This is a genomic window from Actinomadura formosensis (genome assembly GCF_050948385.1).
GTDB classification, from domain to species: Bacteria; Actinomycetota; Actinomycetes; order Streptosporangiales; family Streptosporangiaceae; genus Spirillospora; species Spirillospora formosensis.
Genome location: NZ_CP192011.1, coordinates 6,543,213 through 6,559,402, shown reverse-complemented (window position 1 = coordinate 6,559,402; position 16,190 = coordinate 6,543,213). Strand labels below are relative to the sequence as shown.

Sequence of the window (16,190 nt, the reverse complement as noted above, 5' to 3'; positions counted from 1 at the left end):
AGCTCCAGAGTCGCGGAGCCTGTGGCTCCACCGCTCTGCGCGGAGGCGGTCACCCCTTCGGGGGTGGCCGCCTCCTTCGCGTTCCGGGGCCTTCGTTTCCTGTGCCGGAGTGATAAAGGTCCGCGTGAAAGCGTGTGCCGCCGACGGGTTGTGTGGTCATCTGCGGGCCGCGTACCGTCCCGTTCTGACGCTGTGGTCACATCAGGCGGTCTCCGTCCCTGCCGTCCGGGTTCGGCGGTCGGCCGGACCCCTCCCTTGAGACGTCGGTTCTTGGACCACTAGTCTCATAGACGTTGTAAGTAACGATTGCCTTACAACGTCGCATTCGGCCGCTGATCCGGAGAGGAACCTCTTCCATTTGGACGGGGGGCCGCTACGGTGGTGGAACCCGGCGCGGCTACCGGACGGTAGCAATACGGCGGACACGCCGTGTGACGACAGAAAGAGCCTGAGTGCTACTCGCTCATTGGTTCGGGATTCCCCCGGCCTGGACGAAAGGTGACGAGTGGGCGTCGAGATCAGAGTCGAGGGCCTGACCAAGTCCTTCGGCCGCCAGGTGATCTGGCAGGACGTGTCGCTGACCATTCCCGCAGGTGAGATCTCCGTTCTTCTGGGCCCGTCCGGTACCGGCAAGTCGGTATTCCTGAAGTCGCTCGTCGGGCTCCTCAAGCCCGACCGCGGGCACATCTGGATCGGCGACAGGGACCTGCCCTATCTGCCCGAGGGGCAGCTGTACGAGACCAGGAAGCTCTTCGGCGTCCTGTTCCAGGACGGCGCCCTGTTCGGCTCGATGAACCTGTTCGACAACATCGCCTTCCCGCTGCGCGAGCACACCAGGAAGTCCGAGTCCGAGGTCAAGCGGATCGTCCTTGAGAAGATGGACATGGTCGGTCTCCTCGGCGCCGAGCACAAACTCCCCGGCGAGATCTCCGGCGGTATGAAGAAGCGCGCCGGCCTCGCCCGCGCGCTCGTCCTCGACCCCGAGATCCTCCTGGTGGACGAGCCGGACTCCGGCCTCGACCCGGTCCGCACCGCGTTCCTGAACCAGGTGTTCATCGACCTGAACGCGCAGATCGGCGCGACCTTCCTCATCGTCACCCACGACATCAACACGGCGCGGACCGTTCCCGACAACATCGGCCTGCTGTACCAGCGGCACCTCGCGATGTTCGGGCCCCGGGAGATGCTGCTGTCCAGCGAGGAGCCGGTCGTCCGGCAGTTCCTCAACGCCAGCAAGATCGGCCCGATCGGCATGTCCGAGGAGAAGGACGAGTCCGAGCTGGAGGCCGAGGCCAAGATGGGCCACGACCCCGGCAAGCTGCCGTCGATCCCGCCGCAGCAGATGCCGAGCAACGGGCTGCTGCGCGCCGGGATGCACGCGCCCGGCGCGTGGTGCGCCGCGCACGGCGTCACCCCGCCGCCCGGCTCGTTCGTCGACGACCTGGGCCGCAACTGGGTGGAGGAGTGGCCGCGGTACGTGGCGTCGATGGCGCCCGTCGGCGCGTCCTCCGCGGGGCAGCCCGGCGGCATGCCGCCGGGCGGACCCGGCCAGTTCCCGGGCAACCCGCCTCCTGGCCGGCCCGGGGGCGGTGCAGGGTACTGATGTCCACTCCTGGTATCGGCGCGGACCAGCGAGGGGATAAGGGCGGCGGCTCTTCCGCGACGTTCCGCAAGATCGGGGACGGCGCGGCCAACGTGGTCGTCAGGGAACCCGGGCGGTTCTTCGCCCTGTGTCTGGACACCGGCCGCGCGGTGTTCCAGTGGCCGTTCCAGTGGCGCGAGTTCGTCCAGCAGGCATGGTTCATCGTCAGCGTCACCGTGGTTCCCACCATGCTGGTCGCCATCCCGTTCGGCGGCATCCTGTCGCTGCAGGTCGGCGGGCTGATCCGGCAGCTCGGTGCGCAGTCCTACACCGGCGCGACCGCGGTGGTCGCGATCGTCCGGGAGGCCAGCCCGCTGGTCACCTCGCTGCTGGTCGCGGGCGCCGCCGGGTCGGCGATGTGCGCCGACATCGGCTCCCGCAAGATCCGCGAGGAGATCGACGCCATGGAGGTGCTGGGCATCAACCCGCTGCACCGCCTGGTGGTGCCGCGGATGTTCGCCTGCGCCTTCGTCGCGCTGTTCTTGAACGGCCTGGTGTCGGTGGTCGGCCTGCTCGGCGGCTACTTCTTCAACGTCATGCTGCAGGGCGGCACGCCGGGCGCGTACCTGGCGTCCTTCAATGCGATCGCGCAACTGCCCGACCTGCTGCAGGCCGAGTTCAAGGCGTTCGTGTTCGGCATCACCGCCGGCCTTGTCGCCGCCTACAAGGGCCTGAATGCCAAGGGCGGCCCGAAAGGTGTCGGCGACGCGGTCAACCAGACCGTCGTCATCACGTTCATGCTGCTGTTCGTGGAGAACTTCCTGATCTCCACGCTGTACTTCCAGTTCGTCCCGTCGAAGGGGATGTGATGGCTGCCCCTTCGAAGGCGGGAAAGGCGGCCGGCCGGCTGGCCGGCGCGCCGCTCCAGCGGCTGGACGACTTCGGGCACCAGCTGTCGTTCTACGCCCGCGCGTTCGCGTGGGTGTTCCGGGTGCTGCGCCGCTACCGCACGGAGGTGCTGCGGCTGCTGGCGGAGGTGAGCCTCGGCACCGGCGGCCTCGCGGTGATCGGCGGCTCGGTGGTGATCGTCGGCTTCATGACGTTCTTCACCGGCAGCCAGGTCGGCCTGCAGGGCTATGAGTCGCTGAACCAGATCGGCACGGCCGCGTTCACCGGGTTCGTCGCGTCCTACTTCAACACCCGCGAGATCGCGCCGCTGGTGTCGGCGCTGGCGCTGTCGGCGACGGTCGGCTGCGGCTTCACCGCGCAGCTCGGCGCCATGCGGATCTCGGACGAGATCGACGCGCTGGAGGTCATGGCCGTCCCGTCGATGCCGTTCCTCGTCACGACCCGGATGCTGGCCGGGATGATCGCGGTCGTCCCGCTGTACACCGTGGGCCTGCTCGCCTCCTACGGCGCGACACGGGTGATCGTGACGATGTTCTACGGGCAGTCGCCCGGAACCTACGACCACTACTTCCATCTGTTCCTGCCGCCGAACGACATCCTGTGGTCGTTCGGCAAAGTGATCATCTTCGCGGTGCTGGTGATGCTGATCCACTGCTACTACGGCTACCACGCGAGCGGCGGCCCGGCGGGCGTCGGCGTCGCGGTGGGCCGCGCGGTGCGCACCAGCATCGTCGTGATCAACGTGGCGGACCTGCTGCTCGGCATGGCGATCTGGGGCACCTCGACGGACGTCCGGATCGCGGGGTGACGCGGCGATGAGCGAACGTGTGCGCTACCGGGTGCTCGGCATCTCGATGATCATCGTGATTGCGCTGCTGCTGGCGCTGACCGTGGCGCTGTACAACAAGGCGTTCACACCGGTCACCGAGGTGACGGTGAAGACCGAGCGGGCCGGGCTGCAACTGCTGCCGCACTCGGACGTGAAGGTGCGCGGGCTGATCGTCGGGGAGGTGCGCGGCACCGCCGCGACGGGGGACGGCGCGACGCTGCACCTGGCGCTCGACCCGGGCAAGGCGAAGCTGATCCCGCGGAACGTGCAGGCGCGGCTGCTGCCGAAGACGCTGTTCGGCGAGAAGTACGTGGACCTGCGGATCCCCGACCAGCCGGCCCCGCTCGGGCTGCGCGAGGGCGCGGTGATCGCGCAGGACCGCTCCCAGGCCGCCGTCGAGGTCGACAAGGTGCTGAACGATCTGCTGCCGCTGCTGCAGGCGGTGAAGCCGGCGGAGCTGAACGCGACGCTGAACGCGCTGGCGACGGCGCTGCAGGGCCGCGGCGACCAGATCGGCCGGAACCTGGAGCAGGCGGACGCGCTGCTGAAGAAGATCAACCCGCAGCTCGGCACGCTGGTGCACGACCTGAACAGCCTGTCGGACGTGTCCGACATCTACTACGCGGCGGCGCCGGACCTGCTGCAGACGCTGCGCAACCTCAATGTGACCAGCCGGACGATCACCGACAAGAAGGCGACGATCGAGCAGTTGATCCCGGCGACGACCGCGCTGGCGCAGGACGGCGACACGTTCATGCGGCACAACGGGCCGAAGATCATCGGCGTGAACATCGCGAACCGGGACGTGGCGAGCCTGGTGGCGCGGTACTCGCCGTCGCTGCCGTGCGTGTTCGCCGGGCTGATGAAGCTGAAGCCGGAGTCCGAGCGGGTGGCCGGCGGGAACGGGTCGAAGACCTTCAACCTGACGATCGAGATCGTCAAGCCGCGGCCGGGCTACAAGTACCCGCTGGACAAGCCGGAGGCCAGGGACCAGCGCAACCCGCGCTGCTACGGCCTGCCGAACCCGAAGAAGCCGTTCCCGGACTACCTGGCGCTGGACGGCACGCAGGACGACCTGTGGTGGAAGAACCCGGACGACCCGAACGGCGGGGGCGGCGACCGGGGCCGGGCGCTGTCGAACGTCTTCGTCGACACCGGCTCGCTGTCCCCGAAGGAGCAGCTCAACAGCGTCCTCGGGCCGGCGACGCGGACCCCGGCCGATGAGGTGTCCGACGTGGCGTCGCTGATGTTCGGTCCGCTGCTGCGGGACGGATCGGTGGTGACGATCAAGTGAGGACGACGAGCGCGGCGATCAGGCTGGGCATCTTCGTGGTCATCACCTCGGTGGCCACCGGCGTGCTGGCGATGACGATCGCCAACGTGCGGTTCCGGGAGACCCGCGGCTACAAGGCGATCTTCTCGGACGTGACCGGGCTGCTGGAGAACGACGACGTCCGGGTCGCGGGCGTCCGGGTCGGGCAGATCGAGAAGATCCGGCTGTACCGGGGCAGCCAGGCCGAGGTGACGTTCCGCGTCGAGCGGGACGGCCCGCTCAAGGTGGGCCTGCCGTCGTCCACACAGGCGCAGATCCGCTACCGCAACCTGATGGGCCAGCGGTATCTCGCGCTGACCGACGGCGCCGGGCAGGCCAACGACTACCTGAAGCCGGGCGGGACGATCCCGATCTCCCAGACCAGGCCGGCACTGGACCTGACGACCCTGTTCAACGGTTTCCGGCCGCTGTTCCGCGCGCTGGAGCCGAAGGACGTCAACACGCTCGCGATGCAGATCGTCCAGGTGCTGCAGGGCGAGGGCGGCACGATCAACAGCCTGCTCGCGCACGTGGCGTCGCTGACCAACACGCTCGCCGACCGGGACCGGGTCATCGGCCAGGTGATCGACAACCTGAACACCGTGCTCGGCACCATCGACGAGCGGCACACGGAGGTCAACCGGCTGATCACGGATCTGCGCGGGTTCGTCGGCGGGGTCTCCGGCGACCGCAAGGCGATCTTCGACTCGGTCGCGGCGATCAACGAGCTGACCGGCACGACGCGGGACCTGCTGTCGGACGCCCGTCCGGGCATCCGCAACGACATCGCGGGGCTGCGCAAGCTGACCGCGACGTTCAACGCCAGCGGAGGCGACCTCGACAAGGGCCTCAAGCGGAGCCCGGAGCGGCTGCAGAAGCTCGTCAACATCTCGTCCTACGGGTCCTGGTTCAACATGTACATCTGCGGTCTCGACGCGCGGGTGCGGCTGCCGGGCGGACCGGTCTACCAGACACCGGCGATCGTGAACGAGAACGCGAGGTGCAAGTAGATGAGGGTCCCGTTCCGGCAACGCAACCCGGTCCCCATCGGGCTCTCCGCGTTCGCGATCATCGCGCTGCTGGTGGCGCTGGCGATGAATCTGGAGAACATCCCGCTCGTCTCCGGCGGCCGGACCCACACCGCCTCGTTCAAGGAGGCGGCCGGGCTCAAGCCCGACGAGGAGGTCCGCATCGCGGGAGTCAAGGTCGGCAAGGTCACCGGCCTGGACCTGGACGGCGACCACGTCAAGGTCACCTTCCGGGTGGACGACGGGGTGCGGCTGGGCGAGCGCACCGAGGCCGGCATCAAGATCAAGACGATTCTGGGCGCGCACTACCTGGAGCTGACCCCGCGCGGCAGGGGCAGGCTCGGCCGCAACATCCCGATCGAGCGGACGCACGTGCCGTTCGAGGTCGTTCCGGCCATCAGCGAGCTGAGCCGGCGGGTGGGCGCGATCGACGTCCAGCAGGTCGCGAAGTCGTTCGACGTCCTGTCGGAGACGTTCAAGAACTCGCCGGAGGAGGTCCGGGCGTCGCTGGAGGGCCTGCGGCGGCTGTCGAACACGGTCGCGTCCCGGGACGAGGAGCTGCACGAGCTGGCGGGCAAGGCCAAGGACGTCTCGCAACTGCTCGCCGACCGCAACCAGGACTTCGCCAGGCTCGTCCGGGACGGCGACGAGGTGCTGCGCGCGGTGCAGGCGCGCCGCGCGGTCATCCACCAGCTGCTGATCAACACGGTCACCCTGTCCCAGCAGGTGAACGCGCTGATCAGCGAGAACGACAAGCAGCTGCGGCCGATGCTGGACAACCTGGCGAAGGTCAACCGGATCCTGCTGAAGAACCAGAACAACCTGGACCGGATCCTGCAGCTGTTCGCGCCGTTCGCACGGCAGTTCTCGGACGTCACCGGCACCGGGCGCTGGTTCGACTCCTGGATCCAGAACCTGGTCCCGATCCCCGCCTCGATCCAGGACGCCCCGAAGAACGGCGGGACGAAGCAGAAGCAGAGCGGCAACCAGACCGGCAACCAGAGCGACAACCCGTTGCCGTTCCTCCCGTGAGCAGGCAGGTCACAGTGCGCAACTCCGCAACCATCCTTCGCCTCGGCGGCGCGGTCCTCGCCGTCGCAGTGCTGGTGGCCGTGCTCCTGCTCGTGCTCCAGGAGCCGAAGCAGCGCCGCCTGACGGTGTACTTCACCAAGACCGTCGGCCTCTACAAGGGCGCCGACGTCCGCATCCTCGGCATCCCGGTCGGGGAGGTCACGAGCGTCGAACCCGTCGGTGACGCGGTCAAGGTCGAGATGAGGTACGACGCCAAGTACAAGGTGCCCGCCGACGCGCAGGCCGTCATCATCAACCAGACGCTCGTCGCCGACCGCTACATCCAGCTGACCCCCGTCTACCGGAGCGGCGCCGTCCTCGCGGACGGGGCGACGCTGACGACCAGCCGCACCGCCGTCCCGGTCGAGGTCGACGAGGTCGGCGGCAGCCTCAACGACCTCTCCAAGGCGCTCGGCCCGCAGGGCGCCAACGCGCCCGGCGAGGACGGCACCGGATCGCTGTCGCGGCTGCTGCGGGTCGGCGCCGCGAACCTGGACGGGCAGGGCGAGGACATCCGGCAGACGATCGCGGACGCCTCCAAGGCGCTCAGCACGCTCAGCACCGACCGCGGCGACGTCGCCGCCACGATCCGGAACCTGCGGATCATCACCGACGCGATGAAGGCGAACGACCAGCAGATCAAGTCGTTCACCGGGCACCTCAACGGGGTGTCGGCGCAGCTGGCGGGGGAGAAGGAGGAGCTCAGCGCGGCCCTCAACACGCTCGCGCCGACGCTGCGGAACGTGCAGCGCTTCGTCAAGGACAACCGCGGTGAACTGGCCGCGAACGTCCGGCAGCTCGCCCAGATCACCGGCGTGCTGGTGAAGGAGAAGGACGCGCTCGCCGAGATCCTCACCGCGGGACCGCTCGCGGTGAACAACCTGGCCCGCGCGTACGACCCGATCAGCGGCACCATCCACACCCGCGACAACTTCCGCCAGTTCCACGACCTGGCCGACTGGATCTGCTCGCTGGCGTACTCGGTCGGCACGCCCGCCAAGGAATGCCTCGACTTCGTCCGGCCGTACAACGGCATCGGCAAGGCGCTGACGGGCTTCAGCCTGGACCTGTCCTGGATCACCGCGCTGACCACGCACTACGACCCGGTGCCGATCCCGCCGGACGCCTACGGCCCGCGGGGCGGGTCCGGCAAGCCAGGCAAGACCGGCAAGACGGGCACGACGCCGGCCAAGACCGCGACGGCCGGGGCGCGCGGCGGGCCCGGGGACCTCAGCGCGCTGCTGCCCGGAGGTGGCCGATGAGCAGGACACGGCTCGCCCGCCGCGCCCATCTGCTGGGCGCCGCCGCGGTCGCCGCGGCGACGGCCCTGTCGGGCTGCTCGTTCAACGGCGTGGAGTCGCTGCCGCTGCCCGGCGGCCCCGACCTCGGCTCGAACCCGCGGACCGTGAAGATCGAGTTCGCGAATGTGCTGGACCTCGTCCCGCAGTCCGCGGTCAAGGTCAACGACGTGTCGGTGGGCAAGGTCGAGGACATCGAGCTCGCCGGCGGCGTCCCCGGGAAGGGCGGCTGGCACGCCCTCGTCACCGTGAAGGTGCGCGGGGACGTCGGGCTCCCGGACAACGCCGTCGCCGCGATCGGCCAGACCAGCCTCCTCGGCGAGAAGTTCGTGCAGCTCGCACCGCCGAGGAACGAGGCCCCGATCGGGCGCCTCGGCTCCGGCGACCTGATCCCGCTGAACCGCACCTCCCGCGGCACCGAGATCGAAGAGGTGCTGTCGGCGATGTCGCTGCTGCTGAACGGCGGCGGGCTGGAGCAGGTCTCCACGATCAGCCACGAACTGCAGGCCGCGATGGGCGGACGCGAGTCCACGATCAGGTCGGTGCTGGAGCGGGTCAACACCTTCGCCGGCACGCTGGACCGCAACCGGGCCGCGATCACCCGCGCGCTCGACAGCATCGACCGGCTGAGCGGCAAGCTCGCGAACGAGCGCAGGACGATCCAGGACACGATCGACGAGACGGGCCCGGCGATCGCCGTCCTCAACCGCAACCGCGCCGACCTGACCAAGATGCTGGTCGCGCTCGACAAGCTCAGCCGCACCACCACCTACGTGATCGACCGCTCCAAGGCCGACATGCTGGCGAACCTGCAGGACCTCGACAAGATCCTGCGGAACCTCAACAGGGCGGGCTCCGACCTGCCGAAGTCGCTGGAGAGCCTGATCACCTTCCCGTTCCCGGCGACGTTCGAGAACGTCATCGAGGGCGACTACGGCAACGTGCGGCTGACCGTCGACCTGGACTTCGAGTCCATCGCCCGCAACCTGCTCGGCGGCACCGACCTGGAGGGGATGCTCGGCAGCGGCAGGCAGATGCGCGGCATGCTGCAGGTGCCGAACGTGACGCTGCCCGACTCGCCGCTGGGCGTGCTGCCGCAGACACCGGGCGGCACGGGCGGACTCCCCGGACAGGGCGTCCCGGGCCTGCCGGGCGGCTCCACGCCCACACCGGCCAAGACGACGTCCGGCACCCCGAACCCGGAACGGACGGGCGCGCTCGCCCCCGGCTCCGGTGACGGCGGTCTGCGGACCCTGCTGACGGGGGGCCTCTCGTGATCCTCAAGCGCGGCGTCATCGTCCAGCTGATCGCGTTCGCCGTCATCACGGTCGTCGGCGTGGCGATCGTCTCGGTGAACTACATCGGGCTGGGCCGCGACCTGCTCGGCAAGCAGTACATCGCCTACGTCGACCTCACCGACTCCGGCGGCGTTTTCACGGGCGCCGAGGTCACCTACCGGGGCGTCCCGGTCGGACGGGTCGGGCCGATCGAGCTGACCAAGGACGGCATCCGGGTCAAGCTGCTGCTCGAACGCGGCAAGCGGATCCCCCGGGACGGCACCAAGGCCGTCGTGGCGAACCGGTCCGCGGTCGGCGAGCAGTACATCGATCTGGAGCCCGCCAAGAAGAACGGCCCCTATCTCGACGAGGGCGACCCCTACACGATCCCCAGGGGCCGCACCACGCTGCCGGTGTCCACCGCCGAGCTGCTGCGCAACGTCGACGCGCTCGTCGGATCGGTCGACACCAGGGACCTCGGCATCATCGTGGACGAGCTGGACAAGGCGTTCTCCGGCTCCGCCGAGGACCTCCAGTCGATCCTGGACGACACCGACCGGCTGCTGAAGACCGCCGACGAGGCATACCCCGACACCGAGCGGCTGCTGAACAACAGCGTCACCGTCCTGGACACCCAGCGCGGGCAGGCCGCCAACATCCGCGGGTTCGCCCGCAACCTGAACGAGCTCACCACGTCCCTGCGCAACGACGACCCGGCCCTGCGCAAGACCATCGACGCCGCGCCTGGCGCCGTGGACGAGACGCACAAGGCCATCAACCAGCTCGCGCCGACGCTGCCCGTCCTGCTGGCGAACCTCACCACGACCGGCCAGGTCATCACGTCCCGTAAGGCGGGCCTGCGGACGCTGTTCATCCTGTACCCGCTGACGGTCGGCGGCGCGTTCACCGTCACGCCCGGCGACGGCACCCAGCACCTGGGTCTCGCGCTCAACATCGACGCACCGCCCGCCTGCACCAAGGGCTACGAGAAGGTCAAGCACCGCTGGCCGCAGGACACGTCCTCGAAGAAGCCGGCCCTGGACGCCGGCTGCAAGGCCCCGCACAACGCCCCCACCGCCGTGCGCGGCGCCCGCAACTTCCCGCGCGACGCCATCGCGCCGTACCCGCAGGTCCCGGCGGGCGCCACCGCTGGCGCGGGCTTCCCCGAAGGCGGCGCCTACGGCACCGAGGACGACGGCAAGACGTCCGAGGCCAAGGGCAAGGGCGACGCCAAGACCAAGGCGGCGGCCCCGACCGGCCAGTTGACGGACGGTCGGCTGATCCTGTCCTATCCGGCGGATTCCGTGGAATTCGCTGGATACGATCCAACGACGGGTGCCGTCTACGGGCCCGACGGCAAGCGATACGTCATGCCGCGCAGCGCCGGTACACGCCAGTTGGGAGAGGAATCCTCGTGGAAGTGGCTCCTGCTCGGACCCCTGAGCCAGTGAGGCGGACACGATGAGAGGCCGTCTTCCCATGGTCACCGCGATCACGCTCGGCGTCATCGTGGTCGGCCTCGCGATCGCGGCCGGTTGGCTCGGCGTCGTCTCCCTCCGGGGCAAGGACGAGGCCGACCAGCGGGCGAAGGCGGTTCAGGCGGCGCGGCAGATGGGCGTCAACCTCATGTCGCTGGACGCCGCCACCGCGCAGCGCGACCTCGACCGCATCGTGGCCGGCACCACCGGCGACCTGAAGAACAAGCTGGCGAGCCAGTCGAGCGCCTTCATGCAGCAGGTGACCAAGGCCAAGGCCAAGTCGACCGTCAGCGACGTCGACGCCGCCCTGGTCTCGATCGACGGTGACTCCGCCGAGGTGATGGTCTCCCTCAACGGGACCGTCACCAACGACAAGGTGAAGAACGGTACGCCGCAGGGCTACCGCTACCAGATGGACCTCACGCGGGTCGACGGCCGCTGGCTCGTGTCCGGACTGGAGGTCGTCCCGTGACAATGCTTGGCCGGGGCAAGAAGAAGCCCGACGAGAAGACGGACAAGGCAGACAACAAGCCGGACAAGGCTGTGAAGGCCGACAAGGCTGGAAGGCCGACAAGGCTGTGAAGGCCGACAAGGTGGCGAAGGCCGAGGAGGCAGCGAGGCTGGCGGAGGAGGCCGCGGCCAAGGCCCGCGAGGCCGCCCGCCTGGCCCAGATAGCCGCGGACGAGGCCGCCGCCGTGGAGGCGGAGGAGTCCGGAAAGACCGTCACGTCCCCAGAGAAGCCCCGAAAGGGCGAAGGGGTATCCGAAGTCGCTTCCAAGGACGATGACGCGCCAGAAGGCGACTCAGAGGCTCCGGAGCCGGTTTCTGCCGCCGCGGAAACCCCCGAGGACGCCGACACCGCCGGCGACGACGCTGACGACGACGCCGACGACGCCGTTGAGGCGGAGTCCGAAGCCGAGGCCGGCGAGGACGAGAAGCCGGCGACGACCAAGGCGACGAAGACCAGGCGCCTGAACCTCAAGAAGCCGGTCGAGGACGACGAGGAAGAAGACGACGAGGACGACGAGCCGCGCCGGGCCCGCATGGGCGGTCTCTCGACGGTGATCGCGGTCCTGGCCGTCCTGGTGCTCGCGCTCGGCGCCGGCACCACCGTGCTGTACCTCAAGGTCCGCGAGCAGAAGGCGACCGAGCAGGCGAGCAAGGAGGCGTCGTTCGCCTCGTCCCGCGCGGCCCAGAAGCTCTCGTCGTACGACTACCAGACGCTCGACGCCGACCTGAAGGCCGCGTCCGCCACGACGACGGGCAAGCTCCGCACCCAGTACGACAAGCTCGCCCAGGAACTCAGGACCGTCGCCGTCCAGCAGCAGGCCGTCTCCAACACGACCGTGATGAAGGTCGGTGTCGTGAGCGCGGCACCTGACAAGGTCGTCACCCTCGTCTACGCCAACCGCTCGTCCGCCACCAAGAACGACGAGCGGCAGCGCCTCCCCGAGCCGCTCCGCATCAAGATGACGATGGAGAAGAAGGACGGCAGATGGCTGGCGTCCGAACTGACCGTCATCTCCTGACCCCGCCCGCCCGGCCGGCGAACGACCCCCGCGACCCCGGCGCCCACTCGGCCGGAAGGTGGCCTTCACCACGGGCGACGCCGGCGAACACCGGGGTCTGCGTCCTCTAAACTATGGTCTTCCTCACTGCAGGTCAGGGCCCGAAAAGTCCAAGTCCGCTCTTGACTGAGAGGCGCTGAGGGGCGATGCTCCATGGCAACGTGATGCATACTGCGGCGCTAGAGTTGCGAGCGGTGTACCGGTCGGCTACACTGCCCCTTTGCGCTGCCCTCTGACTATCCGCGTGTGAGAGCACCCCTGCAGGGGTCTGTCGTAGACCCGAAAAAAGCAGGTCTCGGACGTGGATCGTCTGGCGTGCGTGTCGTCAGTTACGCCGCGAGCCCTCGGAAGGACCACTCTTGGCAGCCTCGCGCAACGCCTCGAATACCACAACCGGTCCGTACCGCGTCTCCTTCGCGCGCATCAAGGAGCCGCTCGAAGTCCCGGACCTTCTTGCTCTACAGACCAACTCGTTTGACTGGCTGCTGGGCAACGAGAGGTGGAAGGCCCGGGTCGAGGCGGCCCAGAAGGCCGGTAGTAAGAGCGTCCCGACTCAGTCGGGGCTTGAGGAAATCTTCGAGGAGATCAGTCCGATCGAGGACTTCTCGGGGACGATGTCCTTGTCGTTCCGGGACCACCGGTTCGAGCCGCCCAAGTACTCGGTGGAGGAGTGCAAGGACAAGGACATGACCTACTCCGCCCCGATGTTCGTCACGGCGGAGTTCATCAACAACACCACCGGTGAGATCAAGAGCCAGACGGTGTTCATGGGTGACTTCCCGCTCATGACGCCCAAGGGGACCTTCATCATCAACGGCACCGAGCGGGTGGTGGTGTCGCAGCTGGTGCGCTCGCCCGGGGTGTACTTCGATCGCGCTCTGGACAAGGCGTCCGACAAGGACATCTACGGATGCCGGGTCATTCCCTCGCGGGGGGCGTGGCTGGAGTTCGAGATCGACAAGCGCGACAACGTCGGGGTGCGCATCGACCGCAAGCGCAAGCAGCCGGTGACGGTGCTGCTGAAGGCGCTGGGATGGGACGAGGCGCGGATCCGGGAGCGTTTCGGGTCGTATGAGTCGATCAATGTGACGCTGGAGAAGGACCACACCTCCGGTCAGGATGACGCGCTGCTGGACATCTACCGCAAGCTGCGGCCGGGAGAGCCGCCGACGCGGGAGTCGGCGCAGACGCTGCTGGAGAACCTGTACTTCAACCCCAAGCGGTACGACGTGGCCAAGGTCGGCCGCTACAAGATCAACAAGAAGCTCGGTCTGGACCTGGACATGAACCAGGGGACGCTGACCGAGGACGACATCGTCGCCACCATCGAGTACCTGGTCCGGCTGCACGCCGGCGAAGAAGAAGGTTCTGTCGGCGGTGCCCCGGTGCCGATCGAGGTCGATGACATCGACCACTTCGGCAACCGGCGGCTGCGCACGGTGGGCGAGCTGATCCAGAACCAGGTGCGGCTGGGGCTGGCGCGGATGGAGCGGGTGGTCCGGGAGCGGATGACCACCCAGGACGTTGAGGCGATCACGCCGCAGACCCTGATCAACATCCGGCCGGTGGTGGCCTCCATCAAGGAGTTCTTCGGCACCAGCCAGCTCTCCCAGTTCATGCAGCAGACCAACCCGCTGGACGGTCTGACCCACAAGCGGCGGCTGTCGGCGCTGGGCCCGGGTGGTCTGTCGCGGGAGCGGGCGGGCATGGAGGTCCGTGACGTTCACCCCTCGCACTACGGCCGGATGTGCCCGATCGAGACGCCCGAAGGCCCCAACATCGGGCTGATCGGGTCGCTGGCGGCGTTCGGGCGGGTCAACCCGTTCGGGTTCGTGGAGACCCCGTACCGCAAGGTCGTGGACGGCGTGGTCACCGAGGAGATCGACTACCTGACCGCCGACGTCGAGGACCGCTACGTCATCGCCCAGGCCGACTCGGCGCTCAACGAGGACGGCTCGTTCGCCGAGGCGCGCGTCCTGGTCCGCAAGAAGGGCGGCGAGGTCGAGCTGGTGCCGCCGAACGAGGTCCAGTACATGGACGTCTCGGCGCGGCAGATGGCCTCGGTCGCCACCGCGATGATCCCGTTCCTGGAGCACGACGACGCCAACCGGGCGCTGATGGGTTCCAACATGCAGCGCCAGGCGGTGCCGCTGCTGCGCAGCGAGGCGCCGCTGGTGGGCACCGGCATGGAGTACCGCGCCGCGGTCGACGCCGGTGATGTCATCGTCGCCGAGAAGGCCGGTGTGGTCGAGGAGGTCTCGGCCGACTACATCACGGTGATGAACGACGACGGCACCCGCACCACCTACCGGGTCACCAAGTTCAAGCGCTCCAACCAGGGCACCTGCTACAACCAGAAGCCCATCGTGGACGAGGGGCGGCGGGTCGAGGCGGGGCAGGTCATCGCCGATGGGCCGTGCACCGACGATGGTGAGATGGCGCTGGGCAAGAACCTGCTGGTGGCGTTCATGCCGTGGGAGGGCCACAACTACGAGGACGCCATCATCCTGTCCCAGCGCCTGGTGCAGGACGATGTGCTGTCCTCGATCCACATCGAGGAGCACGAGGTCGACGCCCGCGACACCAAGCTGGGCCCCGAGGAGATCACCCGCGACATCCCCAACGTCTCCGAAGAGGTCCTGGCCGACCTGGACGAGCGCGGCATCATCCGGATCGGCGCCGACGTCGTCCCCGGCGACATCCTGGTCGGCAAGGTCACCCCGAAGGGGGAGACCGAGCTGACGCCCGAGGAGCGGCTGCTGCGGGCGATCTTCGGGGAGAAGGCGCGGGAGGTGCGCGACACCTCGCTGAAGGTGCCGCACGGTGAGCAGGGCAAGGTCATCGGGGTGCGGGTGTTCTCCCGCGACGACGGTGACGAGCTGCCGCCGGGGGTCAACGAGCTGGTCCGGGTGTACGTGGCGCAGAAGCGCAAGATCACCGATGGGGACAAGCTGGCCGGCCGGCACGGCAACAAGGGTGTCATCTCCAAGGTGCTGCCGGTGGAGGACATGCCGTTCCTGGAGGACGGCACCCCGGTCGACATCGTGCTCAACCCGCTGGGCGTCCCCGGCCGCATGAACGTCGGCCAGGTCCTGGAGACCCACCTCGGCTGGGTCGCCTCCCGCGGCTGGAAGGTCGAGGGCGACGACACCGAGTGGAAGCGCGCCCTCCAGGAGATCGGCGCCGACGAGGCCCCGGCGTGGACCAACACCGCGACGCCGGTCTTCGACGGTGCCCGCGAGAACGACGTCACCGGCCTGATCGAGAGCACCCTGCCGAACCGCGACGGCCGCCGCATGGTCGGCCCGGGCGGCAAGGCGCGGCTGTTCGACGGCCGCACCGGCGAGCCGTACAAGGACCCGATCTCGGTCGGCTACATCTACATCCTCAAGCTGCTCCACCTGGTCGACGACAAGATCCACGCGCGTTCGACCGGCCCGTACTCCATGATCACCCAGCAGCCGCTCGGCGGTAAGGCCCAGTTCGGCGGCCAGCGCTTCGGTGAGATGGAGGTGTGGGCACTGGAGGCCTACGGCGCCGCCTACGCCCTCCAGGAGCTGCTGACCATCAAGTCCGACGACGTGCTCGGCCGCGTGAAGGTCTACGAGGCCATCGTCAAGGGCGAGAACATCCCCGAGCCCGGCATTCCCGAGTCCTTCAAGGTGCTCATCAAGGAGATGCAGTCGCTGTGCCTCAACGTCGAGGTGCTCTCCAGCGACGGCATGTCCATCGAGATGCGCGACACCGACGAGGACGTCTTCCGCGCCGCGGAGGAGCTCGGCATCGACCTCTCCCGCCGCCCGAACGAGGGCGCGATGAGCGTCGACGAGGTCTGAGA

The 16,190-nt window shown here is 68.6% G+C and carries 12 protein-coding genes; all 12 read left to right on the top strand.

Going from position 1 to position 16,190, the window contains the following annotated elements; translation table 11 throughout:
- Positions 1–505 precede the first annotated feature (505 nt).
- The 12 genes from ACQP1N_RS30605 (at position 506) to rpoB (ending at position 16,188) form a co-directional block, all read left to right on the top strand.
- Positions 506–1,603, top strand: a complete 1,098-nt coding sequence (locus tag ACQP1N_RS30605; protein WP_067794779.1) for an ABC transporter ATP-binding protein — start codon at positions 506–508, stop codon at positions 1,601–1,603.
- Positions 1,603–2,451, top strand: coding sequence for an MlaE family ABC transporter permease (locus ACQP1N_RS30600; RefSeq protein ID WP_242608698.1), 849 nt, complete (start codon positions 1,603–1,605; stop codon positions 2,449–2,451). The genes ACQP1N_RS30605 and ACQP1N_RS30600 overlap by 1 nt, the downstream gene beginning before the upstream one ends.
- Entirely contained in the window at positions 2,451–3,299 is an 849-nt protein-coding gene (locus ACQP1N_RS30595) for an MlaE family ABC transporter permease (protein ID WP_433227803.1), read from the top strand. Before ACQP1N_RS30600 ends, ACQP1N_RS30595 begins: the two co-directional genes overlap by 1 nt.
- 7 nt (positions 3,300–3,306) lie before the next feature.
- Complete coding sequence (locus ACQP1N_RS30590) at positions 3,307–4,614, top strand: MCE family protein (RefSeq protein ID WP_067794773.1); 1,308 nt, start codon at positions 3,307–3,309, stop codon at positions 4,612–4,614.
- Complete coding sequence (locus ACQP1N_RS30585) at positions 4,611–5,642, top strand: MCE family protein (RefSeq protein WP_084262621.1); 1,032 nt, start codon at positions 4,611–4,613, stop codon at positions 5,640–5,642. The genes ACQP1N_RS30590 and ACQP1N_RS30585 overlap by 4 nt, the downstream gene beginning before the upstream one ends.
- Complete coding sequence (locus tag ACQP1N_RS30580) at positions 5,643–6,692, top strand: MCE family protein (RefSeq protein ID WP_433227802.1); 1,050 nt, start codon at positions 5,643–5,645, stop codon at positions 6,690–6,692. It begins immediately after the preceding gene.
- Entirely contained in the window at positions 6,689–7,993 is a 1,305-nt protein-coding gene (locus ACQP1N_RS30575; protein ID WP_084262600.1) for an MCE family protein, read from the top strand. The genes ACQP1N_RS30580 and ACQP1N_RS30575 overlap by 4 nt, the downstream gene beginning before the upstream one ends.
- The gene (locus ACQP1N_RS30570; protein WP_433227801.1) at positions 7,990–9,306 is read left to right on the top strand and encodes an MCE family protein; all 1,317 of its coding nucleotides are present in this window, start codon (positions 7,990–7,992) and stop codon (positions 9,304–9,306) included. Before ACQP1N_RS30575 ends, ACQP1N_RS30570 begins: the two co-directional genes overlap by 4 nt.
- A complete protein-coding gene (locus tag ACQP1N_RS30565; RefSeq protein WP_433227800.1) occupies positions 9,303–10,757 on the top strand; it encodes an MCE family protein in 1,455 nt (484 codons plus the stop codon). The genes ACQP1N_RS30570 and ACQP1N_RS30565 overlap by 4 nt, the downstream gene beginning before the upstream one ends.
- A 10-nt stretch (positions 10,758–10,767) precedes the next feature.
- Entirely contained in the window at positions 10,768–11,256 is a 489-nt protein-coding gene (locus ACQP1N_RS30560) for a hypothetical protein (RefSeq protein ID WP_433227799.1), read from the top strand.
- Positions 11,257–11,362: 106 nt separating this feature from the next.
- Positions 11,363–12,313, top strand: coding sequence for a hypothetical protein (locus ACQP1N_RS30555; RefSeq protein ID WP_433227798.1), 951 nt, complete (start codon positions 11,363–11,365; stop codon positions 12,311–12,313).
- Between the two features lie 398 nt (positions 12,314–12,711).
- A complete protein-coding gene (gene rpoB / locus ACQP1N_RS30550) occupies positions 12,712–16,188 on the top strand; it encodes a DNA-directed RNA polymerase subunit beta (protein WP_067794754.1) in 3,477 nt (1,158 codons plus the stop codon).
- The last annotated feature ends 2 nt before the right edge of the window (positions 16,189–16,190 follow it).